This window comes from Bradyrhizobium sp. HKCCYLS2038 (assembly GCF_051167655.1).
In the GTDB taxonomy this organism is placed as follows: domain Bacteria; phylum Pseudomonadota; class Alphaproteobacteria; order Rhizobiales; family Xanthobacteraceae; genus Bradyrhizobium.
Genome location: NZ_JBNPTM010000003.1, coordinates 88,004 through 104,487, shown reverse-complemented (window position 1 = coordinate 104,487; position 16,484 = coordinate 88,004). Strand labels below are relative to the sequence as shown.

Sequence of the window (16,484 nt, the reverse complement as noted above, 5' to 3'; positions counted from 1 at the left end):
CCGCTGCCCCAGATGAGAATTATTGTAGACAAATCAGTGACGCGCTTCTGCGCCGTTGAATTGTCGCAATTCGGCAACAGCGTGGTAGGAATGCATCAGTCCGATTCTTCCGGACGTGCCGCGTTCATCATCACAGCTTGCCGGAATGACCAGCGCAGAGACCACCTCGGCCACCCCTTTGGATGCCCCGCCCCCTGACCGGCGGCGCTGGACTTGGCGTACCTGGCTTGCGCCGGTGGCGGTGGCCGTCGCGCTGTCGTCGGGCTTCCTGACCTTCATCGTGCTGGTCGGCCTGAGCCCGATCGAGCCGACCACCGAGGTCGTCAAGACCTTCTACCTGATCGACGCCGGCACGATCCTGATCCTGGTCGGCATCATCATCCGCGAGGTCTGGCAGGTCGTGCAGGCCCGGCGCCGCGGCCGGGCGGCGGCGCGGCTGCACGTGCAGATCGTCAGCCTGTTCTCGGTGATCGCGGTGCTGCCGGCGGTGCTGGTCGCGGTGGTCGCCAACGTCACCATCGACCGCGGCCTCGACCGGCTGTTCTCGGGGCCCGCCAAGGTCGCGATACAGAATTCGCTGACCATCGCGCGCGCCTACATGCAGGAGCATGCGCAGTTCATCCGCGGCGACATTCTCGGCATGGCCAACGACATCGCGCGGACCCGGCCGCTGTTCGATCAGGATCGCGCCAGCTTCCGCGAACTGCTGACCGCCAGCGCCGCCTCGCGCAACCTGCCGGGCGCGATGATCATCGACAAGAACACCAATCCGATCGTGTGGGCCGAGACCGGCGGCGTCCAGCTGGCCTATTCGCCGCCGGCGCCGGATTTCCTCAACAATGTCGGCGAGCAGGAGCCGGAGATCGCGGTCCTGCCGGAGTCGAACTACGTTGCCGCCGTGATCCGGCTACGCGCCTTCAACGACACCTTCCTCTACGTCGCGCGTCCGCTCGATCCGCAGGTCGTCGACCAGCTCAAGCAGACCGAGCTGTCGGTCGCCGAATATGCCCAGGTCGAGGCGCGGCGCTTCGGCATCCAGGTCGCCTTCGCGCTGATGTTCGCGGTGATCGCGCTGACCATCCTGATGGCGTCGGTGCTGATCGGGTTGAACTTCGCCAACTGGCTGGTGGCTCCGATCCGCCAGCTCATGAACGCCGCCAACGTGATCTCGACCGGCGACCTCAACGTCCAGGTTCCCGTGCACCGCTCGGAAGGCGATCTCGCCCAGCTCGGCCAGACCTTCAACAAGATGACGCAGGAGCTGCGCACCCAGCGCGACGAGCTGGTCAGCGCCAGCGATCTGATCGACAGCCGGCGGCGCTTCATCGAGGCGGTGCTGTCGTCGGCCTCCGCCGGCATCATCGGCGTCGATGCCTCGGGCAGCGTCGGCATCCTCAACCGTTCGGCAGAGAAGCTGATCGGACATTCGGAGCAGGAGGTGCTCGATCATCCGCTGACCGATGTGCTGCCCGAGCTCGACGACATGATGAAGACGGCGCGCGAAGGCAAGCAGCGGCTGGTGCAAGGGCAGATCACCATCCAGCGCGACGGTCACGAGCGCAATCTCTCTGTGCGCGTCACCGCCGAGCAGACCAATCAGGCACGCGACAGCTACATCATCACGCTCGACGACATCACCGAGCTGGTATCAGCGCAGCGCACCTCGGCGTGGGGCGACGTTGCGCGCCGCATCGCACATGAGATCAAGAATCCGCTGACACCAATTCAGCTGTCCGCTGAGCGAATTCGCCGCAAATTCGGCAAGGTCATCACCGAGGACAAGGCTGTATTTGAGCAGTGTACCGACACGATCGTGCGGCAGGTTGACGACATCAGGCGAATGGTCGACGAGTTCTCGCGTTTCGCGCGGATGCCGAAGCCCGTGATGGAAGGCGAGGATGTTGCCGACGCGGTGCGCCAGGCCGTGTTCCTGATGAAGGTCGCGCATCCCGAGATCGACATCGAGACCGACATCAAGCAGGACCCTTTGCGGGCGCAGTTCGACCGCCGGCTGATCTCGCAGGCACTGACCAACATCATCAAGAACGCGACCGAGGCGATCGAGGTGGTGCCGGAGGAGGAGCTCGGCAAGGGCCGCATCGATGTTGTCGCTTCGCGTGAGGGTGACGACGTGCTGATTGACGTGATCGATAACGGCATCGGCCTGCCCAAGGTCGCACGGCAGCGGCTGCTCGAGCCCTACGTCACGACGCGCGCGAAGGGCACCGGGCTCGGCCTCGCGATCGTCGGCCGCGTGCTCGAGGATCATGGCGGCAAGCTGGAGCTGAAGGACGCATCCGACTTCCGCGCCGGCCAGCGCGGCGCCTGGATGCGGCTGCGCTTCGCCGTGTCGGGACAGGCCGCCAAGAGCAAGGACCAGCCACAGCCGGGCGCCAACGCGTCCGCTGCAACAAATGAGTCCGCGGGGGAAACCGCGGGCCCGGTTGAAACGACCAATGACGAACCAAAAATTCAAGCCGCAACAGGCAGCTGACGAGACAGGCGTGACCCATGGCGAGTGATATTCTGATTGTCGACGATGAAGCCGATATCCGGGAGCTGGTAGCCGGCATCCTGGATGACGAGGGCTTCACGACGCGAACCGCTCGCGACAGCGATTCGGCGCTTGCGGAGATTACGAATCGCCGCCCCAACCTCGTGTTCCTCGACATCTGGCTGCAGGGTTCCAAGCTCGACGGCCTGCAGCTGCTGGAGCAGATCAAGAAGGATCATCCGGACCTGCCGGTCGTGATGATCTCCGGCCACGGCAACATCGAAACCGCCGTCGCCGCGATCAAGCGCGGCGCCTACGACTTCATCGAGAAGCCGTTCAAGTCCGACCGCCTCATCCTGGTGGCGACGCGCGCGCTGGAGAATTCGCGCCTCAAGCGCGAGGTGCGCGAGCTGAAGCAGCTGGCGCCGACCGCTAGCAACATGACCGGCCGATCGCCGTCGATGAACCAGTTGCGCCAGACCATCGAGCGCGCCGCCAAGGCCAACAGCCGCATCCTGATCGTCGGACCTCCGGGCTCGGGCAAGGAGCTCGCGGCGCGGACGCTGCACACCCAGTCGCCGCGCGCCGAGGGACCGTTCGTCGTCATCAACGCCGCGGCGATCACGCCGGAGCGGATGGAAGAGGAGCTGTTCGGCATCGAGCAGTCCAATGGCGAGCAGTCGCGCAAGACCGGCGCGCTCGAAGAAGCCCATGGCGGCACGCTGTTCGTCGACGAGATCGCCGACATGCCGCGCGAAACGCAGAACAAGATCCTGCGCGTTCTGGTCGACCAGACGTTCCAGCGCTCGGGTGGCACCACCAAGGTGCACGTCGACGTGCGCATCATCTCGTCGACCGCGCGAAACCTCGAGGAGGAGATTGCCGCGGGCCGCTTCCGCGAGGATCTCTATCACCGCCTGTCGGTGGTTCCGATTCGGGTTCCGCCGCTGTCGGAACGGCGCGAGGACATTCCCGAGCTGATCGACTATTTCATGGATCAGATTTCGATCACCACCGGCCTGCCGAAGCGGCAGATCGGCCAGGACGCGATGGCGGTGTTGCAGTCGCATGTCTGGCCCGGCAACGTCCGCCAGCTGCGCAACAACGTCGAGCGCGTGATGATTCTCGCGGCCGGCGGCCCGGAGGTGATCATCACCGCCGATATGCTGCCGCCGGACGTCGGATCGATGGTGCCGGCGATGCCGACGAGCAACAATGGCGAGCACATCATGGGCCTGCCGCTGCGCGAGGCACGCGAGGTGTTCGAGCGTGACTACCTGATCGCCCAGATCAGCCGCTTTTCCGGCAACATCTCGCGCACGGCCGAGTTCGTGGGCATGGAACGGTCGGCCCTGCATCGCAAGCTGAAGGCGCTCGGGGTCGGCTGAGCGCCACAACTCGGCCAACTTTGCCGACCTGGACGAATTTACATTGGAAAATTCGTCTCGCCCCGAAGTTTTACGGACGAATCCGGCTGTTTTGGAACCGGCTTCCCCGTAATCGGCTTGCCTAATATGCTCGCCTGTCTTCTAATCCGGCGTCCCATGATCCCTCGAGGGGGATCTCAATGGATCATGGGCCACCGCGGCGGTTCCGAGAGCTGGAATCGGATGGCCGTGGGTCCAATAAGAAAAAGCACAAGACTGCGAGATAACAACGATGGCGGCAGACCGCGCACAAAACCTCCAAGACACCTTTCTCAACCACGTTCGCAAAACCAAGACGCCGCTCACGATTTTTCTGGTCAATGGCGTGAAGCTGCAGGGGATTGTCACCTGGTTCGACAATTTCTGCCTGCTGCTCCGGCGCGACGGTCACTCGCAGCTCGTCTACAAGCATGCGATCTCCACCATCATGCCGGGCGCCCCGATCCAGCTGTTCGAGGGCGGCGAGGACGCGTCTGCGTGAGAGTGACCTGACGAGAGAGTGACCTGATTGGAACCCCGCAATCGCGAAGGGGCATCCGGCCTTCCGAGGCCGGATGACGTCAAGACAACGGGCCTGGTCATCGTGATCGGCCCGTATCTGCGGGCGCGCCGCGGTGACGACGCGCAGCCCGGCCAATCCGACATGCGTGATTTCGAGGCGCGGATCGACGAGGCCGCCGGCCTCGCGCGCGCCATCGATCTCACCGTGACGGATGCGATTCTTGCGCCGATCGCGCAGATCCGTCCCGCGACCTATCTCGGCAAGGGCAAGGTCGACGAGATCGCGGGCGTGATCGCCGCACAAGGCGCCGAGCTCGTGGTGATGGATTGTGCGCTGTCGCCGATCCAGCAGCGCAACCTGGAGAAGGCGTGGAGCACAAAGGTGCTCGACCGCACCGGGCTGATCCTGGAGATCTTCGGCCGGCGCGCCAAGACCAAGGAAGGCGCGCTGCAGGTCGAGCTCGCCCATCTCAACTATCAACGCAGCCGCCTGGTACGGTCCTGGACGCATCTGGAGCGCCAGCGCGGCGGCTTCGGCTTCATGGGCGGCCCCGGCGAGACCCAGATCGAGGCTGACCGCCGGCTGATCGGCGACCGCATCACCCGGCTCGAGACTGAACTGAAGAAGGTCCAGGCGACGCGGCGGCTGCATCGCGCCGGGCGCCAGCGCGTGCCGTACCGCGTGGTGGCGCTGGTCGGCTACACCAATGCCGGCAAGTCGACGCTGTTCAATCGGCTGACCCGCGCCGACGTCCAGGCGGCCGACATGCTGTTTGCGACGCTCGATCCGACGTTGCGGGCGATCAGCCTGCCGCATGGCGGCAAGGCGATGCTGTCGGACACCGTGGGCTTCATCTCCAACCTGCCGACGCAACTTGTCGCGGCGTTCCGCGCCACGCTCGAGGAGGTGCTGGAAGCCGACGTGATCCTGCACGTCCGCGACATGTCGCACGAGGACGCCGAGGCGCAACAGCACGACGTCGAGCTGGTGCTCAGCCAGCTCGGCATCGATCCCGAAGCCACCGACAGCATCATCGAGATCTGGAACAAGATCGATCGGCTGGACGAAGCGGCGCGCGAAAACCTCGTCAACATCGCAGCGCGTCGGCCGCCGGAGCGGCCTTGCCTGCTGGTCTCCGCCGAGACCGGCGAGGGGATCGAAGCGCTGCTGCAGGCGATCGAGGACCGGCTCGCCGCCGCGCGCACGACGCTCGACCTCACCATTGATGCCGCCGACGGCGCCGGCATCTCCTGGCTGCACCGCAACGCCGAGGTGCTCAGCAAGGAGCTGCATGAGGGCCATTACGACATGACGGTGCGCGTCGATGCGACGAAGCGCGACATCGTGGTCGAGCGCTATCACGGCGTTCCAAGGGTGGCGTAAGCGTCGCATCCCTGGCCATCGATCAGCGACGTTTCCACTGATGCAAAGCGCTACAGCGGCGTAATGTCGACGTGCAGCACGGCCGACCGGCCGGCATCGACCGTCGCGAGGCAGCGTTCGATCGCCGCATCGAGCGCGTCGGGATCGTCGACCCGCTCGCCATGGGCGCCGAACGCGCAGGCGATGTCGGCGAGGCGGCGCTGCTCGCCTTGACGGCCGGTGCGGAGCCTGGACAGGAACGCGTCCGAGCGCTGCGCAGCTCCGTCCGGATAGACGCGCTGCACCGAGGCCTTCACCGCCTGCCAGCCGTGATTGTCGAGGATCACGGTGAAGATCGGTAGTCGATACTGCTGCGCCACCGCGTAGACGGAATCCGGGGCCGCGAAATGGTAGGCGCCGTCGCCGACAATCTGCACCACGCGATGCGAGGGCTTGGCCAGCTTGAGCCCGAGCGCCATGCCGCCGCTGAAGCCGAGGCCGCCGCCGGCCAGGCCCACATAGGTCCCCGGCCGGGTCCGGCGCAGCTGCTGTTGCAGGACCGGCGCATTGCGGACGGCTTCGTTGAGCACGATGTCGTCCTCCGACAACTGCGCCTGCAGCCGTGCGAACAGGAACGCCGGGTTGATCGCGCCGATGCCGCCCTTGTGTGCGGCCGCAGCCGCCCGCTTCGCCGCCGCAGCCTCGCGCGCGGGCTGCCAGCCCGCGATCCGGCCAAGCACCTTTCTTTGGTAGGACACATCGGCCCGGGCAACGACGACCTCCAGCACCTGGCGAAGAATGACGGCTGAATCGCCCTGGATGCGCAGGTCGGTCGCGAATCCCCACATCGGGATGTCGGCTTTCAGCGCATCGACGTCGATCTGGATCCAGCGCAGCCGATCGGCGTCTTTCAGCATCTGTGGAATGAAGGGAACGTCGATGTCGACCAGCAGTCCGAGGTCGGCATTCGCGATGACTGCCGCCGGATCTGACCCGGCGAAACAGGGCGAGTCGTGGCAGATGTTCATCGTGACGGGATTGAACTCGGCGACACGGATGCCGCAGACGACCGCCAATCGTTCCAGCAGCGACACCGCTTCGGGGTTGCGTCCGAGATAGGCCGTCAGTGCGATAGGATTGTCCGCTGCCATCAGCGCATCTGCCACCGCCTGCGCTCGCTGCGGGTCGATGCCGCCTGCTTTCACGCTGCCATAGTGCGCGGGCAGGTAGGCCGGCATCGCGGTCTCGTCCCAGGTCTCGGCGAGGGTTTCGCGCGGCAGCATCATGTAGACGGGACCGGGCGGATCGCTGTGCATGAACGCGGCCGCGCGGGCCAGCGCTTCCTTGACGACCACGCCCGACGGCAGCGTGTAGTCCCATTTCACGTAGGGGCGCACCACGCTGGCCTGATCGAAGCTGTCCTGCACGAAGTGCACGTAGGTGTCGCGTCCGCCCGGCAGTTCGCCATGCAGCGCGAACGGAGCCCGGCCCGCGATCAGCAGCACCGGCAGCCGGTAGCGGAACGCGTTCTGAATGGCCATCGCCGCGTTCGCCGTGCCGGCATCGACATGGACGAGTACGGCCTGGCCACGGCCGGTCGCGCTGGCATAGCCAGCGGCCATGTGCACGGCCACCACCTCGTGAGGGCACAGGATCACCTCGGGGTGTGCGCGGCCCTCGCTGTCCCAGCGCGCAATCTCCTCGATCAGCGACACATGATCCGTGCCCAGATTGGCGAAGATATATTCGACATCGAGGTCGACAAGCGCCTCGAGAAAGTAGTGCGCGGTGCTGTGGCTGGCCATGGGCGGCAACGCGATCAGGCGACGACGGAGGCGGCGCGGCGCACGGCCTCCGAGTGCATGGCCATGCCACGCAGCCGCTCGAACAGTTTGCCCGGGTCGCGCGGTGCAACCATGCCGCGCCATGCGATGTGCGTGTCGGGCCGCACCACGAGCAGGTTTTCCGCAAAGCCATAGCCGGCCGTCCCCGGTTCGACGTCCACCAGCGTCAAGGGAACGCCCTGCCGGGCGGCGGTCTCAATCAGGGGCGCGACGTGGACGGCCGGATCGAACCGGAGCAGCGTATAGGCCGGGCCGAGCGCGTCCAGCAGCGAGCGTCCGTCGGACAGCCAGACATGCGGCGCCCGGGCGCCGGGCACGGTCGACGCGGTGAAATGGCCCATGCCGTAGGGCGGCGGCGTCTCGCCATCGTAGGAGATCACCGGGGACTTGTCGTAGTAGTAGCCGAAGTTCAGGCCGGCGCAGCAATATTGTTGCACGTTGAGGTCATAGGCGGCCTGGCCGACCCTGCTGCGAGCCGCATCGCCTTCGGGACCATCGATCTCCACCTCGGCAGGTACGGAGCGCCGCTGGCTCATCACGGCGAGCGCGTGGTTCATCGCGAAGTGCGAGACCTGCTCGGTGATCGGCTGTCGCTCGGCCTCGTAGGCGTCGAGCAGGGCAGGGGCGGCCCATCCCGCGATGACACCCGCCAGCATCCAGCACAGGTCGACCGCATCGGCGATCCCGGCGTTCATGCCGTAGCCCGCATAGGGGATCCACAGATGCGCGGCGTCGCCGCAGATGAAGGCGCGGCGATCCCGGAAGCGATCGGCCACCAGCCGGCGGCCGATCCAATCCTCCTTGCTGAGGATCTCGTAGGTGAAGCGATCGTCGACGCCGAGGATGGTGCGCAGCGCCCAATCGCGATCGACGCTGTCGAACTCGACCTCGGCAGCGGCGAGATGATTGTGGATCAGCCAATTGTCGCGGCCATCGATCGCGACTGTCGTGCCGCAGCGGCGCGGATTGAGCGACATCGTCATCCATGCCGGCTTCTGCTGGATCAGGTCCTTTAGCGCAGGCGCGTGGATGTAGGTGGACTGCACCCGCTGCACCACGTCGGTTCCGCTGAGCCGCGATCCGATCAGCCGCCGCACGGTGGAACGGCCGCCATCGCAGCCGATCAGATAGTCGGTTGCGATGGTGATCTCCTGATCGGCGTCGAGGTCGCGCGCCCGCGCGATCACGCCGTTGTCGTCCTGCTCGAACGCCTCGACCTGGATGCGGTTGAGGATCGTCACGCGCTGCTGTGACTCGGCGCAGTCGAACAGGATCGGCTCCAGATAGATCTGGTTGATGCGATGCGGCGGCTCCGGCGTCGGCCAATCGGTGTCCGGACCTCCAGTGGCCGTGTAGCGGTCGCGGCGGGATGGGATCGGAATGCGCGTCAACTCGCGGCCGACAACCGTGGTCCGGTAGGCGCAGTCGTTGGGAAAATCCGCGGGCAGGCCGCCCTCACGCACGTCGCCGACGATGCCGAGGCGGCGAAACACCTCCATGGAGCGCGCCGAGACGTGGTTGCATTTCACGTTGGGCGGCTCGCCAGCGCGCCGGATCTCGGCGACGACGACGTCGATGCCGCGCGAGGCGAGATCCATGGCGGCCGTCAATCCGACCGGGCCGGCGCCGACGATCAGCACCTGCGTTTGAATCGTCTTCATGTCAGTTCTCTTGTCGATCGAAGGTTATGCGCGCTCAGGCGCTGAGAGGGCAGTTGTGCGCTGATCGTCCGAGGTCGGAAGGTTGCCGCGCATGGCGAGCAAAGCGAGGCCCAGGATCACCAGGGCGGAAAACAGCTGCGGCACCGCGCTCGCCTGGAACAGCGAGGCGACGTTCCATTGCGCCGCGAGCATCAAGCCGCCGAGCGTGACGCCGAGGATCGAGCCGAAACGGCCGATGCCGAGCGCCCAGCCGATGCCGGTGCCGCGGATGTAGGTCGGATAGATCCGCGCCGCATAGGCGTTGCATCCGATCTGGCCGCCGATCACGGCAACGCCCGCGATGAACACCGCCGGCACCAGGATCGGCAGCGATGCGCCGGCCATGCCGATGGTGATGATCGAGAGGAAGCCGGCGACGTAGGTCGTGAACAGGACGCGATCGAAGCCGAACCGTTCGATCAGCAGGCCGAGCCCGATCGTGCCGAGCATGCCGCCGATCTGGAACGCGATGCCGACCGCGATCGCCGCCTGGACGTCGAGGCCGACTCCGTGGGTGAGCGTCGGCAGCCAGCTGTTGAGGAAGTAGATGTCCATCATGTTCATGAAGAACATCACCCACAGCAGCAAGGTCGGCAGCAGGCGCCGGTTGGTGAACAGCTGCGGCAGCAGGAAGCCCTTGCCGCTCTCCTCGACGACCGTGAAGCGCGCATCGGCGGCGAGCTGGGCCGAAGGATCGATCCGCGTCAGCAGCGCGCGAACGCGGTCGCTCTTGCGCGGATCGAGCGCCAGCAGCGAAAGCGATTCCGGCAGCCAGATGACGAGGACCGGACACAGGATGAGCGGCAGAACGCCGCCGATCAGGAAGATGACCTGCCAGCCATAGGCGGTGATGAGCTTGGCCGCGACCGCTCCGCCGATCGCGGAGCCAAGCGACACGGTCATGAACATCAGCATGATGAGCAGCGTCCGGCGACGCTGCGGCGCGTATTCGCCGGTGAGGGCGATAGTGTTGGGCAGCACGCCGCCGAGGCCGAGACCAGTCGCGAAGCGGATGATGACGAGGTCGGAGACGCTGGTGGCCTGGGTGGTCACCAGCGATCCCAGTGCAAACACCAGCACGCCGGCAACCACCAGCCATTTGCGGCCGAGATAGTCGGCCAGCGCCCCGAACACCAGCGATCCGATCATCACCCCGAACAGGGAGGCGCCGAACACTGGCCCGAGCGCGCCCGGCGCGAGGTGCAGATCCTTGCTGAGCGCGGGGGCAACGAAGCCGAGCGCCTGGGCATCGAAGCCGTCCAGGCCGACCACCAGCGCACACAGGCAGATGACCCGGATCTGAAATGCCGACAGCGGTCGCTCGTCGACGTAACTGCCGAGATTGATCCTTTGCGTCAAATGTCCCTCCCCGGTGCTTGTCGTTGCAAGGCCGGTCGGTCCGCGCCCCCGGCTACTTGCAAATATGTTGCATGATCAAACTCTTTCGATTAGCCACAAAATTCTCATTCATTCATGAGGAAAGCTTATGTCTCCGACCTTGCGGCAATTGGAGGCGCTGGTGCTGGTGTATCGGCTCGGCAGCATCACCAAGGCGGCCGCCGAGCTGCGCGTCACGCAGTCGGCGATCAGCCTGCTGATCCGGCAGATCGAGGAGAACTTTCAGCTCAGGCTGTTCGATCGGACGACGCGCGCGCTGCACCCGACGGCCGCATGCCGGGAGGCGATCGCGGCTGCCGAACGCATCCTCGCCGGCGCGCAAGGGCTGTCGCAGCGGATGCGCGACCTCGCCGAGATCAAGGCCGGCCGGATTTCCATCGCCGTCTCAGCCGGCTTTGCGTCGGCACTGTTGCCACGCGTGTTCGCGGCGTTCCGATCGCAACATCCCGACGTGCGCATCGATCTGCGCGACGTCGCACCCGACGAGCTTCTCGAGGTCGTGATGACCGGGGAGGCGGAGTTCGGCCTCGGCAGCGTGGAGAATGACGGCATCCCGGAGTTCAAGATCGAGACGCTGATGCAGAGTCCGCTCTCGGCCATCGGCATCAAGGATGGCCGGTTCGACAAGCAGCGCCGTCTCACCTGGGACGGCATCATGAGATCGAACCTGATCACGATGCGCCATGGCACCCGCATTCGGCGTCAGATCGACGAGGCACTGGCGCAGTCGGGGCGCACGTTGAATCCCGCCATCGAGGTGAATTTGATCACGACCGCGCTGTCGCTCACCGCCGAAGGGGCCGGCCTCAGCATCCTGCCCGGACACATGCTGCCGAAGGCGCAATTCCCGACGCTTGCCGCCGTCCCGCTGTCGCAGCCGACGATCTACCGGCACGTGTCGCTGCTGAGCCGCGCCGACTTCGGCCTCTCGCCGGCCGCGCAGCGCTTCGTGGAGATCGCGAAGGCGGTCTTGTCGCCTGGACGGCGCTGAGTCAGGGCTGGCATGGAGCAGCGGAGAACCAAGGGCGGCCCGTAGCCGCCGCAAGTTGAGACTTGCGGATCACGGCTTGTTCTGGACGCGATACCTGGAAGCGAGGGCACTTCGTCCCGCGTGTTCAGCCGCATCCTCGCTTTCAAAGATGCCTTCGCCATAGCGATGATGCCAACCTTCGGCGATCACCTCGCCCTCGTATTCCGATTTGTAAGCGTACTCCAACGCGAAGGAAAAATAGCCGTCGTCGCGCTGGAGTATGGCAACGCGTCTCTGCTGCGACGCCCCCGCTTCAAGTGTAGCGACTTCAACCGCCTCCAAGGTGCGAACCAGCTTCATCCTTGGTCCTTTGGAGTTTCAAGCCCCTTCGCCTCGTTCCACAGCTCGTCCATCTCGTCGAGCGAGGCTTCCTCCAGCGTACGGCCCTTCGCGGTGAGGGCACGTTCGATATAGGCGAACCGGCGTTCGAACTTGGCGTTGGTGCCGCGCAGGGCGGTCTCGGGATCGACCTCCGCGTGGCGGGCGAGGTTGACCAGGGCGAACAGCAGGTCGCCGGTCTCGGCGCTGAGCTCGGTCGCATCCTTCTTGTCGAGCGCCGCTTCGATCTCGTCGGCCTCCTCGCGGATCTTCTGCAGCACGGCGCGCGGATCGTTCCAGTCGAAGCCGACGGTCGCCGCCTTCTTCTGCAGCTCCATGGCGCGCACCAGGGCCGGCTGTCCGGCCTTGATCCCCGACAGCAGCGACGGCTGGCTGGCGTGCTCCTCGGGCGGCCGTCGCGCGGCGCGCTCGGCCTTCTCCTCGGCCTTGATGCGATCCCAGGTGCCTTTGGTGGGTTTGGTGACGTTGCCGTCCTTGTCCGGAAAGACGTGCGGATGACGGCGGATCATCTTCCTGGTGATGCCTTCGACCACGTCAGCGAACGCGAAGGCACCTTGCTCCTCGGCGATGCGGGCGTGATAGACCACCTGCAGCAGGAGATCACCGAGCTCCTCGCGCAGATCGTCGAGATCCTCGCGCATGATCGCGTCCGCAACCTCATAGGCTTCCTCGATGGTGTAGGGCGCGATGGTCTGAAACGTCTGCTCGACGTCCCACGGACAGCCGGTCACCGGCGTGCGCAACGCCGCCATGATCTCGATCAGGCGTGAGATGTCGCGAGAAGGGGTCATTGCAGGTCCTGAGGCAGCTTGATTTCGGCTCCTGTATGCCTCAAGCGGCCGGCGGCTCCCAGCGAAAACGGAATGCCGCGACGCCGCCGGTTGGCCATGTGGAACGATGGTGCTAAGCGGATGGCATGACCGACACGCAGGATATGACCGCTCTCGTGCTGTTCTCCGGCGGGCAGGACTCGACGACCTGCCTGGCCTGGGCGCTCGACCGCTTCCAGCGCGTCGAGACGCTCGGCTTTGCCTACGGCCAGCGCCACGCGGTGGAGCTCGACTGCCGCGCGCGTTTGCTCGACGGCATCACCCAGCTGCGCCCGGACTGGGCCGGCAAGCTCGGCGATGGCCATACGCTCGAGATCCCGACGCTGGCTGCCATCTCCGAGACCGCGCTGACGCGCGACGTCGCCATCGAGATGGGGGCCGACGGCCTGCCCAACACCTTCGTGCCTGGCCGCAACCTGGTGTTCCTGACCTTCGCGGCGGCGCTTGCCTATCGCCGCGGCATCCGCCACATCGTCGGCGGAATGTGCGAGACCGATTATTCCGGCTACCCGGATTGTCGCGACGAGACCATCAGGGCGCTGCAGACGGCGCTCAGCCTCGGCATGGCGCGCGGCTTCGAGCTGCACACGCCGCTGATGTGGCTGTCGAAGGCGGCGACCTGGCAACTGGCCTATGATCTCGGCGGCCGGGGCCTGGTCGATCTCATCCGTGACCAGTCGCATACATGCTATCTGGGTGAGCGCGGTGCCCGCCACGACTGGGGGCATGGCTGCGGTCAGTGTCCCGCCTGTGAGTTGCGTGCCAAGGGGTGGCACGAATACATCGCGGTCGGTGGACAGCCCTGAATCGAAACGGGGCCCCGAGGGCCCCGCCAGATGGCATGCTGTCTGTCGCGTGCTCGCTCGAAGCTCAGGCGGCCTCGTGATCCGACGGCTCGCGCTGGCTGACGACCACGAGATCGTGGTCCGCAGTGTCGTGCCCCTCGTCGGTGTCGTCGATCGCAGCGGAGGCTGCCTTTGCGGCGAGACGGGCGGTGATGTCGTGGCTGGCGTCGGCGCCGCTCTTGTCCCAGGCCGGCGCGTTGAGCACCACGATGTCGTCATCGTGCGCCGCATCGGCGTCGTGACCGGCGGGGACGATCGACGGCGATTGTGCCGGCGCTTCGACGATGCGCAGCGTCGGCGCCTCGGCTTGCGCCGGCTCGTCCGTCTCCTCGGCGACCTCGGGCTCTGCGGGCTCGTCGTCGCTCTCGGGTTCGGCCGGCTCCGCGGCGGTCTCTGTGGAAGCCGTTTCTGCCGCCGCTTCCGGTTCAGCATCATCGGCCGCGACCGGCTCGGATGCCTCATGATGCGCGACCGTGGCGGTCTGCGGAGTGGCATCGTCCTTCGCGAGACCGAGATGCTGCGAGATCTCCTTGATCACCTTGTCGATCGCGGTGAGCACGCGATACTCCGGGATCGAGGCCATGTGCTGCTCGAACCGGGTGCGCGCATATTGCAGCGAGTCGATCACGTCGGCGGCGATCGACGACGAGCTGGCTTCGGTGCCGTGCAGGGCTCCAGCCGCCTTCTCGGTCGAGCTCTCGATCAGCAGGTAGGCCTCGTATTGCGGAATCGACTTCAGCTTCTCGTGATAGTCGCGACGCGCGGCGGCGAGCGTGTCGAGGATCGAAGCAAAAGATTCAAGCCCGGGCATTTCGACGTCCCTTCAACTTCATCTCGGAAGATGCGGGACGCTACGGACACACTGATGAATGTTCAATTTCGAACAAACACGGCTCTTCGCATCATGCATACCTCACCGTTAAGGCGGGCGCGTCAAATGCGCTGCAAGCCGGTCACCGGCGCTTAACGATACGGCGGGGCACTCAGCCGACGAAATCGTCGGGGCACAGCTCGATCGGCTTGCCGTGCGGGGTGCGGTCGGCGGCATGATCCCAGGCGTCGCGGTAGCGGGCGAGGGTGGCGGACGTGGTCACGCCCTTCTCGGCCACCAGCCGCTCCAGCGTGGCGAGCCAGTGCCGATAGTAGGTGTCGCCGCAATCCGCATCGCCCGCCGCCTGTGCGCGTAAAATCTCCTCGGCGAGCGCGGCCGCCCATTCGGGCCAGGTGAAGAGCCCGCGGGCGTGCAGCGTCACTGCCATGGCGAAGGCGTGAGCCTCCCACGGCTCGCGAAACACCGGTCCATCCGCATCGACGGGAATGCCGGGGAGGGCGCGCGTCGCCGCCAGCGCGGCATGGCGATCGACGGTGGTCATGCGCGCTCCAGATACGGCTCGAAGGCGTCGACCGTGACCTCCAGCAGCGGATCCGGCGCATCGGCCCACAGCTCGGCGCCGTTGAACGACACCGTGTAGAGCCATTGCGGGTCCTCGCCCTTGCCATGGGCGTTGCTATCCGGAAACACATGCGCGCCCCTGATAGCCTCGATGCGGCCGACATGGCCGCGCACGTAGCGCGGCAGCCGCGTATGCGTCAGAGGATGCATCGCCTTGGCGCGAACGCGATCGCCGACGGCGAACAGTGCCGGCGCGCTTGCCGCGCGTTCGGTGGGGCCGCCCCGGCGCAGCACGGCCGCGACCTCGTCGGCTGTCAGGATCTTCGCGACGGGCTGCGGCGGATGCAGTGTCTTGCCGGCGGCGAGCTCATCGGCTTCGACCAGGTGGCGGTCCTGCATCAGCCGTTCGAGACCGGCCATCCAGATCTGATAGTAGCTCATGCCGAGATAGTCGGCCGGCGGACGGTTCTCGCGCGCAAAGCGCGACATGTCGATGTTCCAGCCGCCCGGCAGAGCCATGGCCAGAGTGAGCGCCAGCGCGCGGCGCTCCCACGCCGCGTGGAACACCGGCTCGTCGGTTTCGGGGCGCACCGGGCCGAAGCCGGGCGCGCCACCCATGTCATGCGCGCCATCCATCAGCGTTGCGCCTTCGTGTCTTGGAGTTCGCCCGGGCGCTTCGGCAGGCCGGTGCCGATCATGCTGTCGCGCGTCACCAGCTCGGCGAGCTGCTCCTCGCTCCAGCCCTCGGTGCCCTCGGGCCGCATCGGCAGCACGAAATAGCGGATCTCCGCAGTCGAATCCCAGACCCGGATCTTGGTCGTGTCAGCAAGTGCGAAGCCGAAATCCTGCAGCACGCCGCGCGGGTCCTTCACCGCCTTGGCGCGATAGGGCGCCGACTTGTACCAAACCGGCGGCAGGCCGAGCACGGGCCACGGATAACAGGAGCACAGCGTGCACACGACCATGTTGTGCAGCTCCGGGGTATTCTCGACCGCGACGATGTGCTCGCCCTGGCGGCCGACATAGCCGAGCTCGCCGATCGCCGGCGTCGCATTGGCCAACAGCCGCGCCCGGAAGGCCGGATCGGTCCAGGCCCGCGCCACGACACGGGCGCCGTTGCGAGGCCCGACCTTGGTCTCATAGGTTTCGATCAGCACATCGAGCGCCGCGGGATCGATATACCCCTTTTCGGTGAGGATGCTTTCCAGCGCGCGGACGCGCAGCTCGGTCTCGGACAATTCCGAGTGATCGTGATGATGGTCGTGCGGGTGATCATTCATAGCTCAACCATAGGCGTAATCCGCCACCGCTGTCGAGCGG

Annotated in this window: 15 protein-coding genes; 6 read left to right on the top strand and 9 right to left on the bottom strand. The window is 66.0% G+C overall.

The features are described 5' to 3' along the window. The first annotated feature begins 145 nt into the window (after nt 1–145). The 4 genes from ACQR1I_RS14055 to hflX all read left to right on the top strand — a co-directional run bounded on the left by ACQR1I_RS14055 (nt 146) and on the right by hflX (nt 5,806). Complete coding sequence (locus ACQR1I_RS14055; RefSeq protein WP_434867337.1) at nt 146–2,494, top strand: ATP-binding protein; 2,349 nt, start codon at nt 146–148, stop codon at nt 2,492–2,494. 17 nt (nt 2,495–2,511) lie between these two features. Beyond that, a complete protein-coding gene (locus ACQR1I_RS14050; RefSeq protein ID WP_434867338.1) occupies nt 2,512–3,882 on the top strand; it encodes a sigma-54-dependent transcriptional regulator in 1,371 nt (456 codons plus the stop codon). Between the two features lie 271 nt (nt 3,883–4,153). Beyond that, nucleotides 4,154–4,402 carry an RNA chaperone Hfq gene (hfq, locus tag ACQR1I_RS14045; protein ID WP_006613906.1) on the top strand — a complete coding sequence of 83 codons (249 nt, stop codon included), beginning with the start codon at nt 4,154–4,156 and terminating at the stop codon, nt 4,400–4,402. Nucleotides 4,403–4,429: 27 nt separating this feature from the next. Next, nucleotides 4,430–5,806, top strand: a complete 1,377-nt coding sequence (hflX, locus tag ACQR1I_RS14040) for a GTPase HflX (protein WP_434867339.1) — start codon at nt 4,430–4,432, stop codon at nt 5,804–5,806. Nucleotides 5,807–5,856: 50 nt separating this feature from the next. Here the strand turns inward: hflX and ACQR1I_RS14035 are convergent, their stop codons facing one another. From ACQR1I_RS14035 to ACQR1I_RS14025, 3 genes are read right to left on the bottom strand one after another with little or no spacing between them, the layout of a single operon-like run. After that, the gene (locus tag ACQR1I_RS14035) at nt 5,857–7,590 is read right to left on the bottom strand and encodes a thiamine pyrophosphate-requiring protein (protein ID WP_434867340.1); all 1,734 of its coding nucleotides are present in this window, start codon (nt 7,588–7,590) and stop codon (nt 5,857–5,859) included. Nucleotides 7,591–7,604: 14 nt separating this feature from the next. Continuing rightward, nucleotides 7,605–9,290, bottom strand: a complete 1,686-nt coding sequence (locus tag ACQR1I_RS14030; RefSeq protein WP_434867341.1) for an FAD-dependent oxidoreductase — start codon at nt 9,288–9,290, stop codon at nt 7,605–7,607. Nucleotides 9,291–9,314: 24 nt separating this feature from the next. Further along, the gene (locus ACQR1I_RS14025; protein WP_434867342.1) at nt 9,315–10,688 is read right to left on the bottom strand and encodes an MFS transporter; all 1,374 of its coding nucleotides are present in this window, start codon (nt 10,686–10,688) and stop codon (nt 9,315–9,317) included. 127 nt (nt 10,689–10,815) lie between these two features. Here ACQR1I_RS14025 and ACQR1I_RS14020 point away from each other — a divergent pair, with 127 nt between their 5' ends. After that, the gene (locus tag ACQR1I_RS14020) at nt 10,816–11,718 is read left to right on the top strand and encodes a LysR family transcriptional regulator (RefSeq protein WP_434867343.1); all 903 of its coding nucleotides are present in this window, start codon (nt 10,816–10,818) and stop codon (nt 11,716–11,718) included. Between the two features lie 69 nt (nt 11,719–11,787). Here the strand turns inward: ACQR1I_RS14020 and ACQR1I_RS14015 are convergent, their stop codons facing one another. Continuing rightward, a complete protein-coding gene (locus tag ACQR1I_RS14015) occupies nt 11,788–12,057 on the bottom strand; it encodes a hypothetical protein (RefSeq protein WP_434867344.1) in 270 nt (89 codons plus the stop codon). After that, nucleotides 12,054–12,887: a nucleoside triphosphate pyrophosphohydrolase gene (gene mazG, locus ACQR1I_RS14010; protein ID WP_434867345.1), complete on the bottom strand. Its 834-nt coding sequence runs from the start codon at nt 12,885–12,887 to the stop codon at nt 12,054–12,056. Before mazG ends, ACQR1I_RS14015 begins: the two co-directional genes overlap by 4 nt. 125 nt (nt 12,888–13,012) lie before the next feature. Here mazG and queC point away from each other — a divergent pair, with 125 nt between their 5' ends. Next, nucleotides 13,013–13,732: a 7-cyano-7-deazaguanine synthase QueC gene (gene queC / locus ACQR1I_RS14005; protein ID WP_434867346.1), complete on the top strand. Its 720-nt coding sequence runs from the start codon at nt 13,013–13,015 to the stop codon at nt 13,730–13,732. A 64-nt stretch (nt 13,733–13,796) separates the two neighbouring features. Here the strand turns inward: queC and ACQR1I_RS14000 are convergent, their stop codons facing one another. From ACQR1I_RS14000 to nthA, 4 genes are all read right to left on the bottom strand, one after another. Beyond that, nucleotides 13,797–14,582: a hypothetical protein gene (locus tag ACQR1I_RS14000; protein ID WP_434867347.1), complete on the bottom strand. Its 786-nt coding sequence runs from the start codon at nt 14,580–14,582 to the stop codon at nt 13,797–13,799. 172 nt (nt 14,583–14,754) lie between these two features. After that, on the bottom strand, nt 14,755–15,144 hold the full coding sequence (locus tag ACQR1I_RS13995; RefSeq protein ID WP_434867348.1) for a nitrile hydratase accessory protein: 390 nt from the start codon (nt 15,142–15,144) through the stop codon (nt 14,755–14,757). Continuing rightward, nucleotides 15,141–15,800, bottom strand: a complete 660-nt coding sequence (nthB, locus tag ACQR1I_RS13990) for a nitrile hydratase subunit beta (protein WP_434867349.1) — start codon at nt 15,798–15,800, stop codon at nt 15,141–15,143. The genes ACQR1I_RS13995 and nthB overlap by 4 nt, the downstream gene beginning before the upstream one ends. Then, entirely contained in the window at nt 15,800–16,444 is a 645-nt protein-coding gene (nthA, locus tag ACQR1I_RS13985; RefSeq protein ID WP_434867350.1) for a nitrile hydratase subunit alpha, read from the bottom strand. Before nthA ends, nthB begins: the two co-directional genes overlap by 1 nt. Nucleotides 16,445–16,484: the final 40 nt, after the last annotated feature.

Coding starts and splice junctions, on each gene's coding strand:
- ACQR1I_RS14035 (WP_434867340.1), bottom strand. CDS start 7,590: ATGGCCAGCCACAGCACCGCGCACTACTTTCTCGAGGCGCTTGTCGAC.
- nthA (WP_434867350.1), bottom strand. CDS start 16,444: ATGAATGATCACCCGCACGACCATCATCACGATCACTCGGAATTGTCC.
- ACQR1I_RS14030 (WP_434867341.1), bottom strand. CDS start 9,290: ATGAAGACGATTCAAACGCAGGTGCTGATCGTCGGCGCCGGCCCGGTC.
- queC (WP_434867346.1), top strand. CDS start 13,013: ATGACCGACACGCAGGATATGACCGCTCTCGTGCTGTTCTCCGGCGGG.
- mazG (WP_434867345.1), bottom strand. CDS start 12,887: ATGACCCCTTCTCGCGACATCTCACGCCTGATCGAGATCATGGCGGCG.
- ACQR1I_RS14000 (WP_434867347.1), bottom strand. CDS start 14,582: ATGCCCGGGCTTGAATCTTTTGCTTCGATCCTCGACACGCTCGCCGCC.
- ACQR1I_RS14055 (WP_434867337.1), top strand. CDS start 146: ATGACCAGCGCAGAGACCACCTCGGCCACCCCTTTGGATGCCCCGCCC.
- nthB (WP_434867349.1), bottom strand. CDS start 15,800: ATGGATGGCGCGCATGACATGGGTGGCGCGCCCGGCTTCGGCCCGGTG.
- ACQR1I_RS13995 (WP_434867348.1), bottom strand. CDS start 15,144: ATGACCACCGTCGATCGCCATGCCGCGCTGGCGGCGACGCGCGCCCTC.
- ACQR1I_RS14015 (WP_434867344.1), bottom strand. CDS start 12,057: ATGAAGCTGGTTCGCACCTTGGAGGCGGTTGAAGTCGCTACACTTGAA.
- ACQR1I_RS14050 (WP_434867338.1), top strand. CDS start 2,512: ATGGCGAGTGATATTCTGATTGTCGACGATGAAGCCGATATCCGGGAG.
- hfq (WP_006613906.1), top strand. CDS start 4,154: ATGGCGGCAGACCGCGCACAAAACCTCCAAGACACCTTTCTCAACCAC.
- ACQR1I_RS14020 (WP_434867343.1), top strand. CDS start 10,816: ATGTCTCCGACCTTGCGGCAATTGGAGGCGCTGGTGCTGGTGTATCGG.